22 protein-coding genes are annotated in these 25,071 nt (G+C 60.6%); 14 read left to right on the top strand and 8 right to left on the bottom strand.

Annotated features, from left to right (window positions below; all coding sequences use genetic code 11):
* Window positions 1-299 precede the first annotated feature (299 nt).
* From DA915_RS19870 to DA915_RS19840, 7 genes are all read left to right on the top strand, one after another.
* A complete protein-coding gene (locus tag DA915_RS19870) occupies window positions 300-1,115 on the top strand; it encodes a DUF2189 domain-containing protein (protein WP_060724338.1) in 816 nt (271 codons plus the stop codon).
* A gap of 101 nt (window positions 1,116-1,216) precedes the next feature.
* Window positions 1,217-1,603 carry a cytochrome c family protein gene (locus DA915_RS19865; RefSeq protein ID WP_107677034.1) on the top strand — a complete coding sequence of 129 codons (387 nt, stop codon included), beginning with the start codon at window positions 1,217-1,219 and terminating at the stop codon, window positions 1,601-1,603.
* A 179-nt stretch (window positions 1,604-1,782) separates the two neighbouring features.
* Entirely contained in the window at window positions 1,783-2,598 is an 816-nt protein-coding gene (locus DA915_RS19860; protein ID WP_020813021.1) for a cytochrome c oxidase subunit II, read from the top strand.
* A 56-nt stretch (window positions 2,599-2,654) separates the two neighbouring features.
* Window positions 2,655-4,433 carry a cbb3-type cytochrome c oxidase subunit I gene (locus DA915_RS19855; RefSeq protein WP_087746519.1) on the top strand — a complete coding sequence of 593 codons (1,779 nt, stop codon included), beginning with the start codon at window positions 2,655-2,657 and terminating at the stop codon, window positions 4,431-4,433.
* On the top strand, window positions 4,430-5,134 hold the full coding sequence (locus tag DA915_RS19850; protein WP_107677033.1) for a cytochrome c oxidase subunit 3: 705 nt from the start codon (window positions 4,430-4,432) through the stop codon (window positions 5,132-5,134). The genes DA915_RS19855 and DA915_RS19850 overlap by 4 nt, the downstream gene beginning before the upstream one ends.
* A gap of 110 nt (window positions 5,135-5,244) precedes the next feature.
* A complete protein-coding gene (locus tag DA915_RS19845; RefSeq protein ID WP_020813018.1) occupies window positions 5,245-5,967 on the top strand; it encodes a heme-copper oxidase subunit III family protein in 723 nt (240 codons plus the stop codon).
* Window positions 5,968-5,981: 14 nt separating this feature from the next.
* Window positions 5,982-6,305 (top strand): cytochrome C oxidase subunit IV family protein, encoded by a 324-nt coding sequence (locus DA915_RS19840; protein WP_020813017.1) that lies wholly within the window; start codon window positions 5,982-5,984, stop codon window positions 6,303-6,305.
* Window positions 6,306-6,321: 16 nt separating this feature from the next.
* Here the strand turns inward: DA915_RS19840 and DA915_RS19835 are convergent, their stop codons facing one another.
* Complete coding sequence (locus tag DA915_RS19835) at window positions 6,322-7,368, bottom strand: GlxA family transcriptional regulator (protein ID WP_020813016.1); 1,047 nt, start codon at window positions 7,366-7,368, stop codon at window positions 6,322-6,324.
* Between the two features lie 85 nt (window positions 7,369-7,453).
* Here DA915_RS19835 and DA915_RS19830 point away from each other — a divergent pair, with 85 nt between their 5' ends.
* The 6 genes from DA915_RS19830 (at window position 7,454) to purU (ending at window position 14,888) form a co-directional block, all read left to right on the top strand.
* Window positions 7,454-8,707: a sarcosine oxidase subunit beta family protein gene (locus DA915_RS19830; protein ID WP_059761129.1), complete on the top strand. Its 1,254-nt coding sequence runs from the start codon at window positions 7,454-7,456 to the stop codon at window positions 8,705-8,707.
* Window positions 8,708-8,719: 12 nt separating this feature from the next.
* Window positions 8,720-9,040, top strand: a complete 321-nt coding sequence (locus DA915_RS19825) for a sarcosine oxidase subunit delta (protein ID WP_003504489.1) — start codon at window positions 8,720-8,722, stop codon at window positions 9,038-9,040.
* Window positions 9,037-12,027, top strand: a complete 2,991-nt coding sequence (locus DA915_RS19820; RefSeq protein ID WP_107677032.1) for a sarcosine oxidase subunit alpha — start codon at window positions 9,037-9,039, stop codon at window positions 12,025-12,027. Before DA915_RS19825 ends, DA915_RS19820 begins: the two co-directional genes overlap by 4 nt.
* Before the next feature lie 13 nt (window positions 12,028-12,040).
* A complete protein-coding gene (soxG, locus tag DA915_RS19815) occupies window positions 12,041-12,595 on the top strand; it encodes a sarcosine oxidase subunit gamma family protein (RefSeq protein WP_162693461.1) in 555 nt (184 codons plus the stop codon).
* Window positions 12,596-12,612: 17 nt separating this feature from the next.
* On the top strand, window positions 12,613-13,881 hold the full coding sequence (gene glyA, locus DA915_RS19810) for a serine hydroxymethyltransferase (RefSeq protein WP_107677030.1): 1,269 nt from the start codon (window positions 12,613-12,615) through the stop codon (window positions 13,879-13,881).
* 122 nt (window positions 13,882-14,003) lie between these two features.
* Window positions 14,004-14,888 (top strand): formyltetrahydrofolate deformylase, encoded by an 885-nt coding sequence (purU, locus tag DA915_RS19805; RefSeq protein ID WP_107677029.1) that lies wholly within the window; start codon window positions 14,004-14,006, stop codon window positions 14,886-14,888.
* A gap of 37 nt (window positions 14,889-14,925) precedes the next feature.
* Here the strand turns inward: purU and DA915_RS19800 are convergent, their stop codons facing one another.
* From DA915_RS19800 to DA915_RS19770, 7 genes are all read right to left on the bottom strand, one after another.
* Window positions 14,926-15,675, bottom strand: a complete 750-nt coding sequence (locus tag DA915_RS19800; RefSeq protein WP_107677028.1) for a siderophore-interacting protein — start codon at window positions 15,673-15,675, stop codon at window positions 14,926-14,928.
* Window positions 15,672-17,639: a Fe(3+)-hydroxamate ABC transporter permease FhuB gene (gene fhuB / locus DA915_RS19795; protein ID WP_107677027.1), complete on the bottom strand. Its 1,968-nt coding sequence runs from the start codon at window positions 17,637-17,639 to the stop codon at window positions 15,672-15,674. Before fhuB ends, DA915_RS19800 begins: the two co-directional genes overlap by 4 nt.
* Window positions 17,636-18,526: an ABC transporter substrate-binding protein gene (locus DA915_RS19790; RefSeq protein ID WP_107677026.1), complete on the bottom strand. Its 891-nt coding sequence runs from the start codon at window positions 18,524-18,526 to the stop codon at window positions 17,636-17,638. The genes fhuB and DA915_RS19790 overlap by 4 nt, the downstream gene beginning before the upstream one ends.
* The gene (locus DA915_RS19785; protein ID WP_107677025.1) at window positions 18,526-20,943 is read right to left on the bottom strand and encodes a TonB-dependent receptor; all 2,418 of its coding nucleotides are present in this window, start codon (window positions 20,941-20,943) and stop codon (window positions 18,526-18,528) included. The genes DA915_RS19790 and DA915_RS19785 overlap by 1 nt, the downstream gene beginning before the upstream one ends.
* A gap of 116 nt (window positions 20,944-21,059) precedes the next feature.
* A complete protein-coding gene (locus tag DA915_RS19780; protein WP_107677024.1) occupies window positions 21,060-22,016 on the bottom strand; it encodes a FecR family protein in 957 nt (318 codons plus the stop codon).
* A 130-nt stretch (window positions 22,017-22,146) separates the two neighbouring features.
* Entirely contained in the window at window positions 22,147-22,650 is a 504-nt protein-coding gene (locus DA915_RS19775; protein WP_020812324.1) for an RNA polymerase sigma factor, read from the bottom strand.
* A 304-nt stretch (window positions 22,651-22,954) separates the two neighbouring features.
* Entirely contained in the window at window positions 22,955-24,181 is a 1,227-nt protein-coding gene (locus tag DA915_RS19770; protein WP_107677023.1) for an MFS transporter, read from the bottom strand.
* A gap of 121 nt (window positions 24,182-24,302) precedes the next feature.
* Between DA915_RS19770 and DA915_RS19765 the strand changes: the two genes are divergently transcribed.
* Window positions 24,303-24,896, top strand: coding sequence for a TetR/AcrR family transcriptional regulator (locus DA915_RS19765; RefSeq protein ID WP_020813009.1), 594 nt, complete (start codon window positions 24,303-24,305; stop codon window positions 24,894-24,896).
* The last annotated feature ends 175 nt before the right edge of the window (window positions 24,897-25,071 follow it).

Genomic DNA, 25,071 nt, shown 5'->3' with positions numbered 1-25,071 from the left:
AGCGCCTTTCGAGAGAAAAATGAAGAAGCGGATCAGCCTCTGCCCGTGGAGGTGTTTTCCTCATGGCTGGCCAGTTTGCCAATTCGAGGAGCCCCCGGCGGGATTGTCTTCGAAGGACCGGCGTCGCCCCCCCGGTCACGCCGACGGCGCGCATCTAATTTCCCTAATTTAAAGAACAGGCGACAAAGGCGCCCGGATTTGATAAATTGCAATTTAGCCGGTTGCGGTTTGACGCGCAGATAAAGTCTCCAGGCGTTTCCACGCCGCCAGCCGGATCATGGCGCAGGAGGAGAAGTGCTATGACGGCATTCCATGTCATGGCCGGTGCGACCGGTGAATTTACTCGCCCCGAAGTCCGCAAGATTGGTTTCGCGGATATTGTCGATGCATTGAAGTTGGGACTTGATGACTTCAAAGAGAAGCCGTCCCATTATGTCTTTCTCTGTCTTATGTATCCGATTGCGGGTGTTTTTCTGGTCATGTGGAGTTCCGGCGCCAATCTGCTGCCGCTGATTTATCCCTTGATGTCAGGTTTTGCGCTGATCGGTCCGATCGCGGCCATCGGTCTTTATGAAATCAGCCGCCGACGCGAGCAGGGGTTGGATAGCTCCTGGCGTCATGCGCTGGAGGTTCGACACTCTCCGGCCCTGCCGTCGATTATCGCGGTCGCCGTCATGCTGTTCGTGCTTTTCGCCCTCTGGCTGATTGTTGCGCAGTACCTCTACACCACGACGTTCGATGCGGCCGGTCCGGCTTCACTCTCAACCTTTCTGTCAGACGTGCTGACCACCCCGGAGGGACTTTCCCTGATAATCTGGGGGAATCTTGCCGGTTTCGTTTTCGCGGTCATTGTGCTGGCGACAACGGTGGTGGCGTTCCCGCTGATGCTTGACCGGGATGTCGGCGCAGTCGCGGCGGTGGATGCGAGCATACGCGCCACGCTCGCCAATCCGGTTCCAGTTGCGCTTTGGGGGTTGATCGTCGCGGCGCTGCTCGTCGTCGGCACAATCCCGGTTTTCGTCGGCCTTGCAGTCATCATGCCCATCCTCGGACATGCAACCTGGCACCTCTATCGGAAATTGATCGTCCCCGTTTATCCAAACCGTATGCCTTGAACCCATAACGGAAATCTAGCTGTCGATCATCCTTCCCGCTGTTGCGGCTCTCCTGAGGGAGCCGTTGCGGCCGGGATGGCGATGGAGCGCGTGAGGATGCCATGTCGTATCGTTTTCTTGCCATCTGTCTGCTTTTCGCCACGACCCTTCCGCTTGATGCGCACGCACAGGAGGGGGACCCTGCCGCCGGCGCCACCGTTTTCAAAAAATGCGGCATTTGTCATGTCGCCGAAACCGACCAGAACAAGGTCGGACCTTCACTGAACGGCCTGTTCGGCAGAGCCGCCGGCACCCATCCGGATTTCGCCTATTCGCAGGCGATGCAGGATGCGGGCAAGGCCGGGCTGGTATGGGACGAGACATCATTTCGCGATTATCTGCACGACCCCAAAGCGAAGGTGAAGGGCACAAAAATGGCCTTTGTCGGGGTGAAGGACGACACCGACATCACCAATCTCATCGCCTATCTGAAGCAATACTCCAAGTAGCGAAATGATGCGAGCTGAAGAGCTGTTTCTCGCCGGGGTGGATCGGCAGGACAGGGCCGAATGAGGGGCGAACCGCTGCTGTTGCCGCAATTGCTCGCCCGAACTGTTCATGAGATAATGCTAATACGTTTCGCGATAGGATTGTAGAAATAGTCGCGGCCGTGTCAGGGGAGGAGACGATGGCTGTCGTTGTGGTTCTCGTTCTGCTGGTGGTGGGATCGATCGTATTCCACCTGCTGAGCCCTTGGTGGTGGACGCCGATTGCCTCCAACTGGAGCTATATCGACAATACGATCATCATCACCTTCTGGATCACCGGTTTCGTTTTTTCGGCCATCGTGTTGTTCGTCGCCTATTGCGTGTTCCGTTTCAGGCATCGCACGGGAAACCGGGCGGCATACCAGCCTGAAAACAAGCGCCTGGAGGGGTGGCTTGCTGGAGGAACCGGGGTCGGGGTGGCTGCCATGCTCCTACCGGGCCTCTTCGTGTGGAACCAGTTCGTGACCGTGCCTGATGGCGCCAGCGAGGTGGAAGTCGTCGGTCAGCAATGGCAATGGAGTTTCCGGCTGCCCGGCGCGGACGGCCGGCTCGGACGGGCCGACACGCGCGCCATTGCGCCGGACAATCCGCTCGGTTTGAACAGAAACGACCCCGCCGGAATGGACGATGTCATCGTTGAAGGCGGCGAGTTGCATTTACCCGCCGGCAGGCCGGTGAAGATGCTGCTGCGCGCGGTTGACGTGGTGCATGATTTCTACGTGCCGGAGTTCCGGGCCAAGATGGACATGATCCCCGGTTCGGTCACCTACTACTGGTTCACCCCGACGCGGACAGGAACCTTCGAGGTTCTCTGCGCGGAATTGTGCGGCGTCGGCCATCCGCAGATGCGCGGCACCGTCGTCGTCGATACCGAGGCTGACTATCAGGCCTGGCTACAGCAGCAACCGACTTTCTCGAAATCGCTGGCTTTGGCGGAAAAGTCGGCAGCCAGATGAGCGCCATGCGTCGTTGAAGGGAAAAGCCGCGTCGGAGGAAACAGGGAGGACGGAAGATGGTCGAGATTGGATCCGGCGCGGGGCAGGTCATCCAGCCCGCTGAGGTCGAGGATGTCGAGCTTTATCACCCGAAAAGCTGGTGGACGAAATATGTCTTCAGCCAGGATGCCAAGATCATCGCCATTCAATATTTCCTGACCGCGACGGCAATCGGCATGGTGGCGCTGGTGCTATCCTGGTTGATGCGCCTGCAACTCGGCTTTCCCGGTTATTTCTCTTTCATCGACGCGGAACATTATTATCAGTTCATCACCATGCACGGCATGATCATGGTGATTTACCTGCTTACCGCGCTGTTTCTCGGCGGTTTCGGCAATTATCTGATCCCGCTGATGCTCGGCGCGCGCGACATGGTGTTTCCCTATGCGAACATGCTGAGCTACTGGCTCTACCTGCTCGCGGTCCTCGTGCTGGTCGCCGGTTTCTTCGCGCCTGGCGGGCCGACGGGCGCTGGCTGGACGCTCTATCCGCCGCAGGCGCTTTTATCGGGAACGCCGGGCGGGCGCGACTGGGGCATCATCCTGATGTTGTCCTCGCTGATCCTGTTCATCATCGGCTTTACCCTGGGCGGGCTGAATTACGTCGTCACGGTGCTACAAGGGCGCACGCGCGGCATGACGTTGATGCGCATGCCCCTGACGATATGGGGCATCTTCACGGCAACCGCCATGGCGCTGCTCGCCTTCCCGGCGCTTCTCGTTGCCGCCGTCATGATGTTGTTCGACCGGCTGCTCGGCACGAGCTTCTTCATGCCCGCCATCGTAGAGATGGGTGAACAGCTGAAACAGGAGGGCGGCAGTCCTATTCTGTTCCAGCACCTGTTCTGGTTCTTCGGCCACCCGGAAGTCTATATCGTGGCACTTCCGGCCTTCGGCATCGTCTCGGATCTCATCAGCACCCATGCACGCAAGAACATCTTCGGTTACCGGATGATGGTCTGGGCGATCGTCATCATCGCGGCGCTGAGCTTCGTCGTCTGGGCGCATCATATGTATGTCAGCGGCATGAACCCGAATTTCGGCTTCTTTTTCGCGACCACGACGCTGATCATCGCCGTGCCGACGGCGATCAAGGTCTATAACTGGGTGCTGACGCTCTGGCGCGGCGATATCCATCTGAACTTGCCGATGCTGTTTGCGCTCGCCTTCATCGTCACATTCATCAATGGCGGATTGACCGGTCTTTTCCTCGGCAATGTCGTCGTAGACGTTCCGCTTTCGGATACGATGTTCGTCGTCGCGCATTTCCATATGGTGATGGGGGTCGCGCCGATCATGGTGATTTTCGGCGCGATCCACCATTGGTATCCCAAAGTCACGGGACGCATGCTGAACGTGGCGATGGGGCATATCCACTTCTGGATCACCTTTCTCGGCGCTTACGCCATCTTCTTCCCGATGCATTATCTCGGCCTGATGGGCGTGCCACGCCGCTATTACGAACTGGGCGAGGCCGCTTTCATTCCACCCTCGGCACACACCCTGAACATGTTCATCTCCGTTGCAGCACTGGTCGTTGGCGCCGCACAACTGCTGTTCCTGTTCAATCTCGCCTGGAGCCTTCGCTGGGGCAAACAGGCGGGCGGCAATCCGTGGCGGGCGACGACACTGGAATGGCAAACGCCGCAGACCCCGCCGGTTCATGGAAACTGGGGCAAGGAGCTGCCGGTCGTCTATCGCTGGCCTTATGACTACAGCGTGCCCGGCGCGGATGAGGACTTCTTGCCGCAAAACCAGCCGGCTGCGGCCGGGTCGTCGGAGAGGGCCCTGTCATGATCGCCATTCTCATCTTCATGGCGGGTATTGCCGGCATCATCGCCTGGTGGATGGCGGGGCAGCGGCTCACTTCAAAGCCATGGCTGGAAGTGGGGGTGGCAGGCGATGCACCGCAGATGCAGGGATCGTCGGCGACAATAGCGAAACTCGGGCTCGGCATTTTTCTGGGTGTCGTGGGCGCGCTGTTCACGCTGCTTATCAGCGCCTATCTCGGCCGCATGGGTGGCGCGGACTGGTGGGGCATCCCCATTCCCGGGCTGTTATGGGCCAATACTGCGGCGCTCGCCGCCAGTAGTCTGGCGCTGCAATGGGCAAAAACCGAAGCCGGCGCCGGTCACCGCGACAGGCTGAATATGGCTCTCGCGGCAGCCTTTGCGACGGCCGTTCTCTTTGTCGCCGGACAGTTCCTGGCATGGTGGCAACTCACCTCCGCAGGCTATGTACTGGCGGATAACCCATCCAACAGCTTCTTTTACATGATCACCGGGCTGCACGGCCTGCATATAGTGGGCGGGCTCTGTGTGCTTGGACGTACCGCAATCCGCGCCCGCAGCGGACCCCTGTCGGCAAGGATGCGCCTGAGCGTGGAGCTGTGCGCCATCTACTGGCATTTCATGCTGGTGGTGTGGCTGATCCTTTTTGCGCTCTTCGCCGGCTGGGCGAATAGTTTTGTCGATCTATGCCGTCAATTGGTCAGCTAGAGCGGCGGGAGATGAACCGGAGCAGGTCCCGCCGCTCTAAGTTTTATCTAAGCATCAGATTTTCCGGACGCTACGTACTTTTACTGGAAATCCTCTAAGGAGTGTCGATCATGACCGCATCCATGGAAAGGCCAGCAAGCGATCCGCATCTGCGCCCCACGGGAATGCGCGGCGTTGCCGCCGATCTGTCATCGGACCAGCGGGCGTTCAAGAACGTCTCCTGGGGCAAGGCGATGATGTGGATCTTCATCCTCAGCGACATCTTCATTTTCGGCTGTTTCCTCCTGGCCTATATGGCCGCGCGCATGTCGACCACCGTCGCCTGGCCCAATCCGAGCGAGGTTTTTGCGCTGACGATTGGCGGCAAGGATATCCCGCTGATCCTGATTGCCATCATGACCTTCGTCCTCATCAGCAGCAGCGGCACGATGGCCATGGCCGTCAACTTCGGATATCGCCGTGACCGTCGCAAAACCGCAGCGCTGATGGTGGTAACGGCCCTCCTTGGCGCGACATTCGTCGGAATGCAGGCATTCGAATGGACTAAACTGATCGAGGAAGGCGTGCGTCCCTGGGAAAACCCATGGGGTGCGGCGCAATTCGGTTCGACGTTCTTCATGATCACGGGCTTTCACGGCACCCATGTCTCGATAGGCGTGCTGTTCCTCCTCATCATTGCGCGCAAGGTGTGGCGGGGAGATTTCGATCAGGAAAGGCGCGGATTTTTCACTAGCCGCAAGGGGCATTACGAGGTCGTCGAGATCATGGGGCTTTATTGGCACTTCGTCGATCTGGTGTGGGTCTTCATCTTCGCATTCTTCTATCTGTGGTGAGTGAGGATGGCATCATGGCACAGGAACAATCGCAGCAGCATCCGATAAGACTTTACATGGTGGCCTGGGGACTGCTTTTTGTTCTCAGCACGTTCTCCTATATGGTCGATTATCTCGGCATTCAGGGCTATCCCCGATGGTCTTTGATCATCGTATTCATGCTGCTGAAGGCGGGGCTGATCATCGCGATTTTCATGCATCTGGCCTGGGAACGGCTCGTCTTGATCTACGTCATCCTGCTCCCACCGGTCCTCGTGCTTGTCTTCGCCGCCCTGATGGTGTCGGAATCCAATTATACGGCTTTCACCCGGCTGACCTTTATGACTGCGGGTTCCTAGGCCGCTGCAACATATTTCAGGCTTGCGGAAGCAGCACGCCGACGGCGAATTCCTCGTCAGTCGCTGTGTGGCCGGCCTGCGTCTTGCGATATTCGCTGGGTGTGAAACCGCGCTCGGTTCGCAGCGTGCGGGAAAGATGCGGCGCGTCGCAGAAACCGGTGGCGAGCGCAATCTGGGTGATCGGGTCATGCGTGGTGCGCAGGAGGGAGAGCGCACGGTCCAGCCGAAGCTCGAGATAGACCTTGGACGGCGTCGCGTTCAGATCGGTGAGGAAACGCCGTTCGAGGCTGCGGCGGCCAAGGCCAAGGTCGTTCGCCAGTTCCAGCACTGTTTTCGGAACCTCGATATTCTGCTGCATCCGCAGGATCGCTTTTTTGACCAGAGGATCATTGGCCTTTCGCGCGCTCTGCTGGCCGGGCTGGGGTTTTTCGCCGCTCAGCGCGCTGTCGATCATCATGATGTTGAGGCTTTTGATGGCGGCGGACTGGCCGACATGGCGCTCGACGAGGAAAGCCGCCAGATGGGCTGCGCCGTGACCACCGGAACAGGTCAGCCGGTCACGGTCGATGACGAAAATCTGGTCGGAGATCATCTGGACGGTATCGAAACGGTCGAGAAAATCCTGATGGTGGAACCAGCTCACGCAGCAGCGATAACCATCAAGCAGGCCCGCTTCATGCAGAATGAAGACACCGGTGCAGAGCCCGACGATGGGAATGCCCGCCGCCGCCCGGTCTTTCAGGAACCGCAGCGCTTCCTGCGGCAGGGCGCTGTGATCGCTGATCAAGCCGCCGACAACGACGATATAGTCGTAATGCCCGGCGTCCATCAGCCGTGTATCCGGCTGCACCTTCACGCCGCAGCTCGATTGCACGCTGCCCAGCGTTGCCGAGAGCACCGACCACTCACACAGGATAGGCCGGGAACGGTCCGCCTCGTCGGCGGCAAGACGCAGCACATCAACGAAATTCGCAAAGGCTGACAGCGTGAAGCGGTCGGCAAGCAGGAAGGCGACGCTGAGGCGTTTTCTGGCGCGGTGTGAAGTCATGACGCAAATATTCATGCAAACAGACGCGATTGTCCAGCCGGGGCGCGGCAAATGCTCATAGCGTTTACGACACGAGATTTTCCAACCATCGGGTCCGCTCATGACGCGTTTTAATGCTTTCAATCTTTTGCGGAATGCCCTGACCGGCCACAAGAACTGGGACGAGCAGTGGCCGGACAGCCAGCCGAAAGCCGAATATGACGTGGTCATCGTCGGCGCCGGCGGCCATGGTTTGGGTGCCGCCTATTATCTGGCCAGCCAGCACGGCATCACCAATGTCGCCGTCATCGACAAGGGTTGGCTCGGCGGCGGTAATACCGGCCGCAACACGACGATCATCCGCTCGAACTATCTCTATGACGAGAGCGCCCGTCTTTACGATCACGCCGTCGATCTGTGGGAGAACTTGAGCCAGGAGCTGAACTACAACGTCATGTATTCAAGGCGCGGCGTGCTGATGCTGGCCCACAATGTGCACGATGTGCAGAGCTTCAAGCGTCATATCCATTCCAACCGTTTGAACGGTGTGGACAATCGCTGGCTCACCCCGGAAGAATGCAAGGAATATTGCCCGCCGCTCAGCATTGCGCCGAATGCGCGTTATCCTGTCATGGGCGGTGCGCTTCAGGAACGTGCCGGCACTGCGCGCCACGACGCCGTCGCCTGGGGGTATGCGCGCGGCGCTGCCGCCCGTGGCGTCGATATCATCCAGAACTGCCCGGTCACCGCCATTCGTCGCAATGCCGATGGCTCCGTCGCTGGTGTCGAGACGGCGAGGGGCTTCATCAAGGCGAAGAAGGTCGCGGTTTCCGCCGCCGGCCACACCTCAGTTGTCATGGACACGGCCGGCGTGCGCCTGCCGCTCGAAAGCTATCCTTTGCAGGCGCTGGTGTCGGAGCCGATCAAGCCGATCTTCCCCTGCGTTGTCATGTCGAATGCGGTCCACGCCTATATCAGCCAGTCCGACAAGGGCGAGCTGGTTATCGGTTCGGGTACGGACCAATATACATCCTATTCGCAGCGCGGCGGCCTGCCGCTGATCGAGCATACGATTGCGGCCATCGTCGAGATTTTCCCGATCTTCAATCGCATGCGGATGCTGCGCAAATGGGGCGGTATCGTCGATGTGACGCCGGATCGCTCGGCCATTCTCGGCAAGACGCCGGTTGACGGGCTTTACGTCAATTGCGGCTGGGGTACGGGCGGTTTCAAGGCCACGCCGGGCGCTGCCCACACCTTCGCCTGGACCATTGCCAAAAACGAACCGCACCCGATCAACGCGCCGTTCACGCTGGAACGCTTCCGCTCCGGCCGCCTGATCGACGAGGCCGCCGCCGCCGCCGTGGCGCATTGAGGAGCCGACCCCATGCTTTTGATCCGCTGCCCCTATTGCAATGAAACGCTGCCCGAAGCCGAATTCACCTATGCCGGGCAGGCCCATATTACCCGCGCCGCCGATCCTTCGTCGCAGACCGATGAGCAATGGGAAGAATTCCTGTTCATCCGCGAAAACGTGAAAGGCCCGCATTTCGAGCGCTGGCGGCATCTGCATGGTTGCGGCCGCTTCTTCAACGCCGTGCGTGACACGGTGAGCGACCGGTTCCTCACGACCTATCGTGCGGGTGAACCGCGTCCAGAACTTTCTTCCCTGACCCGTGCACCAGCCAGTTCCGAGGTGTCGAAATGAACTCCTATCGCGTTTCCGGCCGTGGCCGTGTGGATGCCACCCGCTCGGTCAGCTTTACCTTCGATGGCAGGACCTATCGCGGCGTGAAGGGCGATACGGTCGCCTCGGCACTTCTCGCCAATGGCGTGCATCTCATGGGCCGCTCGTTCAAATACCACCGCCCGCGCGGCCCGGTGGCGGCGGGTTCCGAAGAGCCGAATGCGCTGATCGGCACCCGCCGCAGCGCAGGACGTTTCGAGCCGAACACCCGCGCCACGGTGCAGGAAATCTGGAACGGGCTGGAAACCACCTCCCAGAACAAATATCCGAGCCTGAAATTTGATATCGGCGCTGTCAACGACATGGCCTATATGCTGTTTTCAGCAGGTTTCTATTACAAGACCTTCATGTGGCCGAAGAGCTTCTGGAACAAGGTCTATGAGCCCTTCATTCGCGCGGCCGCGGGTCTCGGCGTTTCCCCCACCGAGGAAGACCCGGATATCTATGCCTCGCGCAACCTGCATTGCGATGTGCTGATCGTCGGCGCTGGTCCGGCCGGTCTGGCGGCGGCGCGTGCGGCGGCGGTCGATGGTCTCAAGGTCGTGCTGGTCGATGAAAATGCCGAAGCCGGCGGCACGCTGCTGTCGGAGCCGCAGGCGAAGATCGATGGCAAGCCCGTATGGAACTGGCTGGCGGATGAATTGACGGCGCTGAAGGAGCGCGGCGTCAAGGTAATGACCCGCACGACGGCCATCGCCTATTACCACCAGAACATGATAGGCCTTTGCGAAAAGCTCACGGACCATCTGGAGACCGTGCCGAAGGATACGCCGCGCGAACGCCTGTGGCGCGTTCGGGCGCGTCAGGTCGTATTGGCGCAGGGCGCACTGGAAAAGCCGCTGGTTTTCCACGGCAACGACCGGCCGGGCGTGATGCTCGCGGGTGCCGCGCAGACCTATCTCAACCGCTATGGCGTCAAGGTCGGCAACCGGCCGGTGGTGGTGACGAGCCATGACAGCGCCTGGTATGCGGCGTTTGATCTTCACGGCGCGGGCGCACGCGTTCAGGCCATTGTCGATACCCGCGCCAAGGTGCGGGAAGAACTGGTGAACGAGGCGCGTGCGCTCGGCATTCCGGTCAAGCTGTCGCATACGGTCACGGCGACGTCGGGGCGGCTGCGCGTCAAGTCAGTCCGGGTCAATCCGGTGAATGGTGCGTCGGTTGGTGCGGGGCAGGAAATCGCCTGCGACGCGGTGCTGATGTCCGGCGGCTGGACGCCGTCGCTGCATCTCTTTTCCCATACGCAGGGCAAGATCGCCTGGGATGACGAGCGGACTACGTTTCTTCCTGCCGCCACCAACGAGGATTGCGTGATTGCCGGGGCCGGACGCGGGCTCTGGGGCATCGAAGCGGCGCTGAAGGACGGTGCTGAACGGGGTCGCGAAGTTGCAGTAGCGCTCGGCAAGGCCGCCAACCCTTCCGCCCTTGTGGTGGAACATGACCGCACCGGCAGCGGCGTCTCGCACACGGAACTGCCGAGCGACCGTGATGCCGGCAAGGCCAAGGCTTTCGTGGATTACCAGAACGATGTGACTGCCAAGGATCTTAGGCTCGCCGTGCGTGAGGGCATGCGTTCCATAGAGCACGTCAAGCGCTACACCACCAACGGCATGGCGACCGATCAGGGCAAGATGTCCAACATCAACGGCCTCAACATCGCGGCGGAAGCACTCGGCAAACGCCAGCCTCAGGTGGGTCTCACCACCTTCCGCCCGCCCTATACGCCGACGACCTTCGGAGCCTTCGCCGGTTATCACCGCGGCGTGCATTTCGAGGTGACGCGCAAGACGCAGATCGACGGGTGGGCTGAGGCCCATGGCGCGGTCTACGAGCCGGTCGGACAATGGCGTCGCGCCTGGTATTTCCCGAAACCGGGCGAAGACATGGACGCGGCTGTCGGCCGCGAATGCCGGGCGGTGCGCCAGAGTGTGGGCATCTTCGACGCCTCGACGCTCGGCAAGATCGAAGTTGTCGGGCCTGATGCGGTCGAGTTCATGAACCGCATGTATACCAATCCCTGGACGAAGCTCGCCGCCGGCCGTTGCCGTTATGGCCTGCTGCTCGGCGATGACGGCTTCATTCGCGACGATGGCGTCATCGGCCGCATGACCGAAGACCGTTTCCACGTCACCACCACGACAGGCGGCGCCGCCCGGGTGCTGAACATGATGGAGGATTACCTCCAGACGGAGTGGCCGGATCTCAATGTCTGGCTGACCTCGACGACGGAACAATGGTCCACCATTGCGCTGAACGGCCCGAACGCGGCAAAGCTGCTCGTGCCGCTGGTGGAAGGCGTCGAACTGACGGAAGAGGCCTTCCCGCATATGTCCTGCGTGGAGTGCACGGTGGCCGGCATGCCGGCGCGGCTGTTCCGCGTCAGCTTCACCGGCGAGATCGGTTTCGAGGTCAATGTCCCTGCACCGCTCGGCCGCAAGCTCTGGGAAATCCTGTGGGAGGCCGGCCAGCAATATGGCATCACGCCTTACGGCACCGAGACCATGCATGTGCTGCGTGCCGAAAAGGGTTACATCATCGTCGGTCAGGATACCGATGGTACCGTCACGCCCTATGACGCCGCGATGGGCTGGGCCGTGGGCAAGAACAAGCCGGATTTCGTCGGCAAGCGTGGCCTTGCCCGCCCCGATCTCGTCGCCAAGGATCGCCGCCACCTCGTCGGCCTTCTGACCGAAGACCGCTCGAAGCTGGAAGAGGGCGCGCAGATCGTCTTTGATCCGAAACAGCCGATCCCGATGAAAATGGTCGGCCACGTCACCTCGTCCTATCACTCGGATGCCGCCGGCCAGCCCATCGCGCTGGCTCTGGTGGAGGGTGGCCATGAGCGGATGGGCGAGACCGTCTATATCCCCATGCTGGACCGCACCATTGCCGCGAAAATCACCGGGATGGTCTTTGTCGATCCCGAAAATACCCGCCTGAAAATCTGACCCGGAGATGACAATGAACATGCGCGTTTCCTCCCTCGTTTCCGGCACTTTGGCCGAGAGCAAAGCGGCCCGGGTCAGCATCCTGCCGGCGCAGACGCGGCTGTCGCTACGCGCCCGGGGTGATCTCACCCCGCTCAGCGCCGCCCTTGGCCTTGCCTTGCCCGACCGGATCGGCACCCGCTCCGCCGCAGGCGAAATCGAGGCCGTGCGCCTCGGTCCCGACGAATGGACGATCCTTGCTCCGACAGGGGAAGCCGATAGACTGATTACGGCCTGCGGCGCTGTCTATGCCAGCCACCCGCACAGCCTCGTCGATATTTCCGGCCGGGAAGTGACGCTCTCGATCGAGGGGCCACAGGCTGGCGAACTGCTGACGCTGGGCTGCGCCCGCGATATCGACACCATTGCTGTCGGTGAGGCGCGCCGAACGATTTTCGACGGCGTGACCGTGGTGCTCTGGCGCGATGCGGAAAACCGTTTCCGCATGGATATCTGGAACAGTTTCGTGTCGCATCTTGGCCATTTGCTTGAAACCGGCTGCAAGGAACTTGCGGCTGATATCGCTTGATCTGGGAGGAGAAAACAATGCTCAACCGCCTGTCACATAATACCGTTTCGGACACGGTGATCGCTGACGCCATCGCCGAGGAACTCGACCGCCAGAAAACGCAGATCGAGCTCATCGCTTCGGAAAACATCGTTTCCGCCGATGTTCTGGCGGCTCAAGGCTCGGTGCTGACCAACAAATATGCCGAGGGCTATCCCGGCAAGCGTTATTACGGCGGCTGCGAATTTGTCGACAAGGTCGAACAGGTCGCCATCGACCGGTTGAAGCAGCTCTTCGGTGCGGAATTCGCCAATGTGCAGCCGCATTCCGGCGCGCAGGCCAATCAGGCGGTGTTTCTGGCGCTGCTGCAGCCGGGCGACCGGATCATGGGCATGTCACTTGCCCATGGCGGCCACCTGACCCACGGTTCGCCGGTGACGATGTCCGGCAAGTGGTTCGATGTCGTCTCCTATGAGGTCGATGCCGATACACATCTGATCGATATGGAGAAGGTGCGGGCGCGGGCGCTGGAGACCAAGCCGAAGCTGATCGTGGCGGGCGCATCGGCCTATCCGCGCCAGATCGATTTTGCCGGCTTCCGCAGAATAGCCGACGAAGTCGGCGCTTATCTGATGGTCGACATGGCCCATTATGCCGGTCTGATCGCCGGCGGCAAATATCCGAACCCGGTGCCGCACGCCCATGTCGTCACCTCCACCACCCACAAGACCCTGCGCGGCCCCCGCGGCGGCGTGATCCTTACCAATGACGCCGATCTGGCGAAGAAGCTGAACTCGGCCGTCTTCCCCGGCAATCAGGGCGGCCCCCTGATGCACGTCATCGCCGCCAAGGCCGTGGCTTTCGGCGAGGCCTTGCGTCCGGAATTTTCCGACTATGCCGGCCAGGTCATCGCCAATGCGCAGGCGCTGGCAAAGGTGCTGACGAAGGGTGGTCTGGGCATCGTCTCGGGTGGAACCGACAGCCACATGGTGCTGGTCGATCTGCGGCCGAAAGGCGTGACCGGCAAGGTTGCCGAAATCGCTCTGGAGCGGGCGGGGCTTACCTGCAACAAGAACGCCATTCCCAACGACCCGGAAAAGCCCTTCGTCACCTCGGGCGTCCGGCTCGGCAGTTCAGCCGGCACCACGCGCGGTTTCGGCGTGACCGAATTCGAACAGATCGGCGCGCTGATCCTGCGTGTCATCGACGCGCTGGCGACGAATGCCGAAGGGGATGCCGCGGTCGAAGCCGAGGTGCGGGGAAAGGTTGCTGCACTTTGCGAGGCCTTTCCGATCTACGGTTCGTAAGCGGCCCTGCCGGGCTTCGGCAAGTCTCAATCGCCGTCCTGACCACGGCCGGCGGTTGATAGGCAATCGGCGCGAAAGCGCGGGCGATCCGTCCGCGCGGCAAAGACCCAGGGGAGCAGGATTTGAGCACCTATATAATGACAGTCGCGTGCCCGGCGCGCAGCGGCATCGTCGCCGCCGTATCCGGTTATCTCGCCCGGTCCGGATGCAATATCAACGACAGTTCGCAATTCACCGACCGGGAGACGGGCCGCTTTTTCATGCGGTTGAGCTTCGTTTCCGAACAGGGATCGGGACGCGATGCGCTGCTCGACGGCTTTGGTCCCGTCGCGGCCGATTTCGATATGGACTATGATATTCATGACCTTTCGCGAAAGACGAAGGTCGTGATCATGGTCTCGCGCTTTGGTCACTGCCTGAACGATCTGCTGTATCGCTCCCGCATCGGCGCGCTGCCGGTCGAGATCGTCGCGGTGATTTCCAATCACCTCGATTACCAGAAGCAGGTGGTGAACGAGGACATTCCCTTTCACCACATTCGCGTCACGCCGGAAACGAAGCCCGAGGCGGAAGCCGCGATCCTGCAGGTGGTGCGGGATACCGGAGCGGAGCTTGTGGTGCTTGCGCGCTACATGCAGGTCCTGTCGGACCGGCTGTGTCAGGAAATGTCTGGCCGCATCATCAACATCCATCATTCTTTCCTGCCATCTTTCAAGGGCGCCAACCCTTATAAACAGGCATATGAACGCGGGGTGAGGCTGATCGGCGCGACCGCCCATTACGTCACCGCCGATCTCGATGAAGGGCCGATCATCGAGCAGGATACGATCCGCGTAACCCATGCCCAAAGCGCGATGGACTATGTCAGCCTGGGTCGGGATGTGGAAAGCCAGGTTCTTGCCCGGGCCATCCACGCCCATATTCATCACCGGGTCTTCCTGAATGGAAACAGGACGGTTGTCTTTCCCGCGTCTCCCGGAGAACACGTGTCCGAGCGCATGGGTTGAATGCGGGGGCGCGCGGAGCCGTGATTTGTGTCCTTCGTCAGTGGTTCGTCGTCATGTCGTCCCGCCAGTAGCAGGCGTTGAGATAACGTTTTTTGGACAGGACGGATAATTTGCCCCGAAAGCCCTGCCATTGGGAGAATGCATTGGCGAGCCACAGGAAATAATCATTGGTGGAAGCGGCTGTCTCCATTGCCGCATCGCAAACGCGTTCAACAAATTTTGCGGAGGACACGGCCGAGCGCGGCAGCCAGTATATTTGTATTCCCGAAGGTGCGGCGATGTCATATCGGCAATTCGCGGCCCGCAGGAAGACCTGACCCACGGCATTTTCGGGCAGGTTCTCGCAGATGCGGGCAATGGCGGGCAAGGCCGTTTCATCTCCGGCCAGCAGATAGTTTTTTGCCGGCTTCATTCCCAGCCCGCACGGGCCGGACATGCCGCAAAGCGCACCAGGCCGCGCGTTTCGGGCAAAGGAACATCCCGGGCCTGCATCTTCATGCAGGACGAAATCGATGTCGATAAAACCGCTATCGGGGTCTATAGCCCGGATCGTGTAGTAGCGGACGTCGAAGGCATCCGTGGGTTCCTCAACATTTTTCGCGGCGGACAGATTGTGGTCGAAGCTTTTGGTCTGCTTTGAGAAATAAAGCCTGACATGCAGGTTCTTCAGCGTATTGAAACGGTGAAGCCCGGTGCCGGAAAATCGCAGGCGCTGCATGAAGGGGGCGATGCGCTGGCTGTCTACCACTGTCAGGATCCGAAAACTCTCATCTGCGAATATGGTCATGCGCGTCTTCCGATAAGTACAAGCAGGAACGGTCCGCCAACCACCGTCGCCAGCAGGCCTGCGGGTATCTGAAACGGAAAAATAAGGTTGCGTCCCAGCCAGTCGGCGGTGAGCAAGATAAGCCCGCCGATCAGCGCCGCTGCCGGCAGTTGCGTACCGGCGCGCTGGAAACCCGCAAGCCGCGCCAGATGCGGCCCCATCAGTCCGGCAAAACTCAACGGGCCGACGAGAATCGTGGCGCTCGCCGTGAGAATGGCGGAAAGCGAATAGAGACTGTAGCGGCTTGCCACGATTGAGACGCCGGTATTTCTGGCGATGTCTTCGCCAAGCGGCAGCACCTCCAGCCAGCGGCGAATGAAGGGGGTTAAGGCAAGCCCAAAAGAAAGCAGGATCGCTGCCATGACGGCCTCGCCCGGCGCGACCGCATAGGTGGAGCCGGAAAGCCAGGCGAGAAGCTGACCGAGTCTCGGGTCCTGCGATGTCATCAATACGGCCATGACGAAACCGGAGACGGAACTGAGCGCGATGCCGATCAGCAGCAGCCGGTCACCGGAAAAACCCGGCTTGCGCGACAGGGTCAGCATCAGCAGCAAAACCGTGAGCGACCCCGCCGCACCGGCGAGGATTTGCGCGGCGCGGGTGGGTGCGGCAATGGTGAGAAGAACCGCGATGACGCCAAGCATCGCCCCGGAAGAGACGCCCAGCACTTCCGGCGACGCCATGGGATTGCCGGTCACGCGCTGCAGAATGGCACCGGCAAGCGCCAGCATCGCCCCGCCGCTGAAGGCCGCGAGCGCCCTTGGCCAGCGCCAGCCGAGGCCATGCAGATCGTAAAGTCCCGAGAAGGACCAGCCCTCCGTGCTCTTCCCGACGAAGAGTGCGATGCCTGCGGCGATGCAGAGAATGGCGATGAGGCCGAACAAAGCCGAAATGGGCCGGGCAAGGCGCGCCACCGCCGGCTGTGCGCCCGGCTGCGGCGGGGCCGGCATATTCAGCCGCCGTATCAGCGCGAACATCAGCGGTGCGCCTAAAAGGGCGGTGACGGCGGCGGTCGGGAACAGTCGATAGGTGACGGGGAAAAACAGCACGATCTGGTCGGTCAAGGTTAGCAGCAATGCGCCAAGCGCTGCCGAATAACCAAGCTGCGCCGCCATTCGTCTTGCGCCGCAGGCACGCGCCAGTGCGGGTGCGGCGAGACCGATAAAGCTGATGATGCCGACAGAGGTGGTGACAACCGCGGTCAAGGCTGATGCCACCACCAGCGTCAGCAGGCGGTAGGCGGCAAGCGACAGGCCGAGACTTCTGGCATTGGCGTCCTCAAGCGTCATGATCGTCAGGGGGCGAAGAAGAAGTGCTACGGCAAGGATGAGCACGGCGAGACGAGGGGCCAGAAACGAGACGGCGCTCCAGTCCTGCTGATCGAGATATCCCGCGCCCCATAAAAAGATGCTGACGAGAAAATCATGGTTGAACAGCACCAGAACGGCGCTCGCAGCACCGCAATAGAGGCTGACGATCATGCCCGCCAGCGTGACCGTGACGGGCGACAGGCCTTTACGCCAGGAGAGTGCGAGGATCGCCAGAAGCGACAGCGCCGCGCCCGCAAAGGCGATCCATTCCTGTGCGCCCATCCATTGCGGGAACCAGAGCGTGGCAATGGCAAGCAGCAGATAGGAACCGGCCGAAATACCGAGCGTCGCCGGTTCGGCGAGCGGATTGCGCAGGATGTTTTGCAGGATCGCCCCGACAAGACCGAGCGTCGCGCCGGTCATCAGCGCGACCACGATCCTCGGCAGCAGGGTATTGTGAAGCAGTACCTGCGCCGTCACGTCCGGATCGGGAAAAAACAGGGCCGCAAGCGGCGTTCCCTCGGGCATGCGCAGAAACAGGTTGAGGCCGGTAAGGCCGGCGCAGACGATGGCGAGCGATGTGACGACGATCGTTGAAATGTTCGCCGTCCTCATTGCGACGCTTCACCGGCGAGGGCTTTGGAAACGAGGCGTGCGAAACGTTTTGCCGGCGGCAATCCGCCGTAGAACAACACGTCCTTGATACGTACCAATCGGTTTTCGCGAACAAAGGGCAGGCTTTTGATGACGGGCGCGGCGAGAAGCGTATCGAGCTTCTCGCTGCTGGTATCGCCGATGCATAGAAGCCGCGCCTGCGGATGGAGGGAAAGCTGGTCGGCCGTCACCGTCGTATGACCATATTTAGAGGTGTAACCCTCCCAGGCGTTCCTGATGCCGAACTGATCGAGAACATTCTGGAAAAGGCTGTTTTTGCCGAAAACCAGCAGACGTCTGCCATCTATCACTGTCGCGAGCAGGAGAGGCCGTCCGTCATAGGCGGAGAGCCGTGTGCGTGCCTGCTGCATTTCCGCGTCAAAACTTTCCTGAAACGCGTCAAATCGGCCAGGCTCGCCGATCCGCGCGGCGAGCGCCATGAGAGCGTTTCTGCCACTGGTCAGATGGCTCTCGCCTGCGGTTACACCGGCGTCAAAAAGATGGATGGGCGCGATGGCGGCAAGCCGGTCGGCGGCTATCGTGAAATCATCGCTACGCAGGATCAGGCTTGGCCGAAGGTAGTCGACTAATTCCAGATTAGGCTCGGATCGCAATCCAAGCTCGGCGACCGATGGTGACAGGGCGGGCTCAACGACGAGACTGCCATAGCGCTCGAGTTCCGGCATGGCGGCGGGCTGCACGCCGAGCGCCAGCAGGTTCTGCCCGCTCACCCAGTCCATGGCGGCGATGCCGCCGGAACGGGTGGCGGATGATGGGCGGTGGGTGAGAAAAAAGGATCCCGCCCCGCAGAGCAACGCCCTGCGGGACAGGCAACTGCGCAGCATCATCAGAATTTCGCCTGAACCGAGAAGGAGACGGTTCTCGGCGCTCCGAGATAATAGCTGTTCTGCCAGTAGTTCTCATCGGTGATGTTGCTGACATTCAGCCGGAATGTCAGCGGATTGCCGAAGTTTTCGGTGGTGTAACGCAGACCGAGATCGGCGGTGACATAGGAGGAAAGGCGATCGTTGTTTCCGGATGTCGCCCATTGTTTGCCGGTGTAATAAAGGCCACCGGTCAGGAAGAGACCCTCGACGGTGGGAACCTCATATTCGGCATAGACCTTCGCCAGAACATTGGCGACGTTCATGGGGCGTTTGCCGTCATAGGTTCCGCCTTCGACCTTGGCGTCGAGGAATGTCACGCCGCCGAGGATGGTAAGGTCATCCGTCACCTTGCCGGTCGCTGTGAACTCGACGCCGCGATGGCGCTGGCGGCCGTCCTGCGTGTAGACGTTGTTGTCCGTCGTGAGTTCGTAAGCCTTGGTGATCTCGAACAGAGCCGCCGTCAGCAACATGTCACCGACGTCGCCCTTGATGCCGATTTCCTTTTGCTTGCTGACCATGGGGGCGAGAATTTGTCCGCTATTTGCGGCCGTATCCGGCGCAACGCCGCCCTGTTCGAGGCCTTCGATATAGCTGCCGTATAGAGTAATCGCCTCTATCGGCTTGAACAGCAGCGATGCCGAGGGCGAGAGCCTTGCTTCATCGTAATCCGGTGCGGAGCGGGCGCCGCTGCTGTCCAGCGACTGGCTCTGGATCATGCTGTAATTGGCGCCGACGAGGGCCGACCATTGTTCGTCGAACTCGATCTGGTCGCCGACGACGAAGTTTTGATTGCGGACATAGCCGGACTTGTAGAGCGTGCCGGTGTTTGGCGGGAAAGTCGGCTCGGCAATGTGCCGGGGAGAAGACATGGGGAAGGACGGCTGCCAGCCGGTGTTGGGGTTGTAAGTCGTACCCCAGTCCTTGCCCTGATACATGTAATATCCGGCAGTCAGCTTGTGTGAAACCGCGCCAGTGTCGAAAGAGACGTCAGCGAAAAAGTTTGCGGCGTCGAATACGTTTTTTGTCCTGCCGGAGCGAATTGCGATCTGGGAATATTCCCCCGGCGTTTCAACGGAGTTCATCGTATGATCCTGAACCGGCCGGTCGATATATTCCCGCATATAGCCGCCGCGCAGGGTAGTGGCGTCGTTCACATCATAGGTGAGCTTGGCTGAGTAGCGTTTTTTCTCGATTTCGTCGTGAATCCAGGGCTGGCTCCAGTTTCTGCTGGCGTCGGGCGCATCGCCGTGCAGCACGCCGTCTGCGAAAGCCCAATAGGAGTTGGCGGCGTCCAGTTTGTATTTGCTGTATGACGCATTGAGTTCCAGTTTCAGCCGGTCGGTGATGTTCCAGTCGAAAGCGCCGCTTGCCAGAAAGCGGTCGACATTCTGGTCATCGATGGCGGTGTCCCCTGCAGAGCGGACGATGTTGAGGCGATAGCCCATATCGCCTTCCGGGTCGATGCGGCCGCCGAAGTCGCCGTGGACGAAGGCCTGCGCGCCGCCGTAATTGCCGACCGTCACGCTGTTCAAACGTTCCTGTGTCGGACGCTTGTAAACATAGTTGATCATGCCGGCGGGTGAGGCCGCGCCATAAAGAAAGCCGGAAAGGCCTGACAGCACCTCTGTGCGTTCCTTGTCCTCCAGCACCGTCGCATGGCTATAGGAGCGGCGGAAGCCGTCTTCGGCGGTGTCATAGGTGGTGAAACCGCGAATATTGGCCATCGGCGCCCAGCCGGACATCTGCGGAGTCTGACTGCGGATGGTCGGCAGGACGCGGTAAATATCCTCCGGGGATTGCGCCTGGATATTCTGGATCAGCTCCCTTGGCGCGACGGTGACTGAAAACGGCGTATCGCGAATGGCCGTCTGTCCGAGCAGGCCCAGGGAAGACAGGGTCTCCGTCCGGTAGCCATCCTGTGCGAGCCCGTCCTGCTGCAGCACGGATGCGCCGCGCGTGCCCAGAACCGTAATGGGCTCGAGAAGGGTGGAGTTTCCGGCTGCCGCAGCGCTCGCGGCGCTGACCGGCGCGGCGATGATGACGGAAGTGGCGTCGGTGAAGGAATAAACGAGGCCGGTGCCGCGCAGGAGTTCCACGATCGCCTGCTCGCGGGTGGTCGCGCGGCTGACGCCCTGCGAAAGTTTTCCGCGCGCAATCGAGGCATCGTAGGAAATCTGCGTTCCCGACAATTTCCCGAAGCTTGCCAGCGATTTGTTCAGCGGGCCGGCCGGAACCGAATAAGCCGCCTGTGCAAAGGCCGGCCGTGCCGCGATGCCGGCGGCGAGCGCCGATGTTGTCGCCAGAAAAGCGAAGGCCAGCGCGCGGCTGTTGCGCCCTCTGTTGTTACCCTTATGAGCCGATGAGAACTCATTCCCCATGTGAAAGCCACTCCATTAGATATGTCCCCGGAGACCGGCCGGCGGATGCTGCCAGCGGGCTCCCTGAGGACAATACGAATGGCGTTCGAAAATTTTCCTCTTTTCCTCAAGTTTTATCAGACGGAAGAAATAATGGTCAAAAATGGCGTGACTGTCCGCACTTTCCCGCCGAACGGCCGCACCACGGCATCGAGCGCGCGCAGGGGATCGGTAAGGTCGAATACGCCGCTGACGACATTGTTTTTTAGGGCAGGGGTAGCGATGACCACCTTACCCTTTTGCCAGCGGGCGATGCGATTGACCACGGCCGCGACGGTTTCTTTCTCGGCAATGAGCATGCCGGTGCGCCATGCCGCTATCTCCGAAGCCTCCCTGACACCGCGATCCATGCGGCGCGATGCCTGATCGTAGGTCAGCCAGTCACCTGCCGCCAATTTCTCTCCCTCGGGAGAGGGCAGATCGGGCGAGGTGGCAAGAACAAGTCCGCGATCGACGGAGACCGAGATGGAGAGATCATCGCCCGAAACGTCGAAAGCGGTCCCGAGCGCGGTGGCTGTCAGCGGCCCGCAGGCGACCGAGAAGGGGCGCGAACGATCGGACATGACATCGAAGTAGGCCATGCCGGACAGGAGGTTCACCCGTCTTGCCCGCTCGCCGAAATCAACCGCGATTGCGCTGTCCGGCCCGAGTGTGACCATGCTGCCATCCTCGAGGGGAATTTTTCTGATCTCGGCCGTCGAGGTCAGATAGTCGGCGCGGGCGCGCAGCGTCACATAGGGCGCCAGCACCGAACCGCCCGCGGCCGCGCCGAGACAGAGCACGCCCCCGACGAGCAAAAGACGCCGGTTGGGATCAAAGCCCTTCTGCGAGGAGCGTGCCTCCTCGGCCAGAACCTGGCCGGTCATGCCGTGGATTGCGGCAACCTTCGCCCAGGCGGCCGCATGGGCCGGTCCGCGCTCTATCCAGGCGCGCGCCGTTTCGATGGCGACGGGATTGCCGGGGTCGTTCTGCAGACGAATGGCAATATCCGCAGCTTCACGAAACAGGCGCCGCTCTTCCGACACTTCGTTCATAGGGAGCCTTTCAGAATTGCCGGAGATCGGAAAACGTCACAGCCTTTGATATATACGAATGAGAGGCGGCATATTTCCGGATGAAAAGAAGTTTATTGCGCAGCAGGGCAAGATGGATGGCTTTCGTCCTCTAGAGGCCGTTCAGCCGGTCCTCGATATGTTCGTAGGCATCGCGGATCAAAACCCAGGTGCGGGTGGTGGACATACCGAGCTTCTGCGCCACTTCGCTGATCGTCAGGCCGCCCATCCGGTGCAGCTGGAATGCCTCGCGCACCCGGCGCGGCAGTTCCGCCAGCGCCTGCTCCACCAGTTGCAGCCGCTGGCGGTCGTAGACGATGGTTTCGGCCGATGGCGACGGATCGATGATGGCATCGAAGGCATTTTGCGGCAGATCGACACGGCGCAGGCTGCGTTCGCGGCGATAATGGTCGATGCTGAGATTGCGCGCTACCGTATAGAGGTAGGATTTTGGATTGTGGGAAGCAGCACTCGCCGGCGGCGGGGAGGCCAGCACCTTCAGGAACGCATCCTGTGCCAGATCGGATGCCGTTTCAGGATCGATGCCCCTGCTGCGCAGGGACCTGACAATGCCCTTCGCATATAGCCGGAACAATTCCTGCAGATCCCAACTCAAGAGCCTTGCCTTCCGGTAATCGACCTCCGTGCCGGCCCGGCGAGCGGGCGGTCGGCGTGTCGAACGATGCAGCCGTCGGTCGATTATGCGCAATCGGTGCCGAATTCGAGAATATGCGAAGCGACAGCGTCGATAAGCAGGATCGCCCCGCAGGCATGATATCATCGGCCATTAATGTTGCCGGTATCATGCTTGCGGGGCGACAGCAAAGTAAAACAATCGCTGTACTATAGATTAGTCTGTGACCTTTCCTGCTCACATATCAATTACCGCGATGAATGAGGCAGACTACGAGTAAAAGTTGTTATTCGGCGGGCTGCGCCACGGCCTCTATGCCGGATCTTTCGCGATCTCCGGAGAGGCTGCGCTGACCGAGCGTGATGATGGCAACGGTCGAAAGGCTTGCGGCGACTGACACCCAGAAACCGTTATCCGGGCCGAAATTATCGATGACCCAGCCGGAGAGAAATGCCCCGAGCGCCATGCCGATACCGATGCCGGTCATCACCCAGGTCACGCCTTCCGTCAGCATCGATTCAGGCACACGGCGCTCGATCAGGCCGAATGAGGTGATGAAGATCGGAGAGATTGCAACGCCGCTGAGGAAAACGGCAAAAGCCAGAAGGGCGACAGAAGTGCTGGCGACAAGCAGCGGCAGAGCGGTGAGTGCAAGCACGCTGACGGCGATCAGCAGTTGGCGTTGCAGCGGCATTTTGGGATTGAGCGCGCCGAGAATGAGGCCGACCACGAAGGACCCGATGGCATAAACGCCGATGACGAGGCTGGCGGCTTCCGGTTGGCCAAGTTCCTTGGTGATTGCGACGGCACTTACCTCGGCAGTGGCGAAAGTGGAGCCGACAAAGATCAGCGCAAGCGTGATGATCTGGACCGGACGCAGGGAGATGGCCGAACGCTGCCGGCGACCGCTTTCAACCGGGCGTACCTTGGGCTCGGTCGAACGTTGCAGAAGGAAAGCGAAGGTGCCGAGCGCCAGGAAGGTGGTGCTGATCATCATGCCCGCTTCCGGAAAGAGCGAGACTGCCAGGCCGACGGAAAGCGATGCGCCTGAAATGTAGACGAGTTCGTCGGCGGCGGATTCAAAGGCGAATGCGGTGTTCAGTTCCGGCTGGTCGCGGAAGATTTCCGTCCAGCGGGCGCGCATCATGGCCGGAATGCTCGGCATGGCAGCGGCGAGGAAGGCGGAAAGGAACAGCGTCCAGGCCGGCCATTTCTGGTTTGTCGCGATAATCAGTGCCGCAAAGGCGATGACCGAGACGATGGTGGCGGGGATGAGGACCTTGCTCTGCCCCTTGCGATCCACCAGCCGGGAGATTTGTGGGGAGACGGCGGCATTGGTCAGCGCAAAGGTTGCGGAGACGGCGCCGGCCAGCCAATATTCGCCATGGGTTTGCGAAAGCATGGCGACGATGCCGATCGGGGCCATGGCAATGGGAAGGCGGGCGAAGAAACCGGCGGCGGAAAAGCCTTTTGCGCCTGGAGCCCGGAAAATTTCTCTGTATGGATTAGCCATCGGGATGCACCTTGTTCAGAGGGTGTCCACCACATACATACGTGGCGTATGTGAATGAGATAATTGCATACGGCGCGTATGTCAACTAATATACGCGTCGTATGTGGAAAATGGAGAAAAAATGCGCAAACCTCGCAGTGAAATGATTGCCGAGACGCGGACGAAGCTTCTGGCCGCCGGCCGCAAGGCCTTTGGCAGCATCGGTTATGCGGAGGCGTCGATGGATGACTTCACCGCCGAGGCCGGTCTCACCCGCGGCGCGCTCTATCACCATTTTGGCGATAAAAAAGGCCTGCTGTTGGCGGTGGTGGCTGAAATCGACGCGGAAATGACGAAGAGGCTCTGTGACATCTCCTCGAGGGCCGAGTCCCGGTGGGAGGGTTTTGTCGAGGAAAATCTCGGTTATGTGCGCATGGCTCTCGAACCGGAAATCCAGCGGATCATGTTTCGTGACGGGCCGGCGGTGCTCGGCGATCCGTCGCGCTGGCCAAATGCAAACGGCTGCATCTCGGCAGTCGCGCGAAGCCTCGATGCCCTGAAGGAAGAAGGCACCATCGGCGATATCGATGCGGAGGCATGCGCCCGTTTCATCAACGCGGCAAGCAGCGCCGCCGCCCAGTGGATCGCCAATTCCGACGACCCCGAAATGACCTCGAAACGGGCCGTGGGAAGCTTCCGGGCCTTTCTGGAGGGATTGCGGATCAGGAAAGACTGATCCGGGGCTTTACGCGGTTGCCCATGCGCGCCGGGCAGCCCGATCATTCGGTCCACAGCATATCCTACATTCGCCCGACAGGAGGACGGCGTGCTGAAACCGTCCCCCGCGAATTTCCCATGAGCCCGGATATGCTGCCTGCAAGTCATGCAACTGTCATATCGCGGGTCTAGGA

The organism is Agrobacterium sp. LAD9 (genome assembly GCF_003031125.1).
Lineage (GTDB): Bacteria > Pseudomonadota > Alphaproteobacteria > Rhizobiales > Rhizobiaceae > Agrobacterium > Agrobacterium radiobacter.
This window is presented reverse-complemented; position numbering and strand designations above follow the sequence as displayed.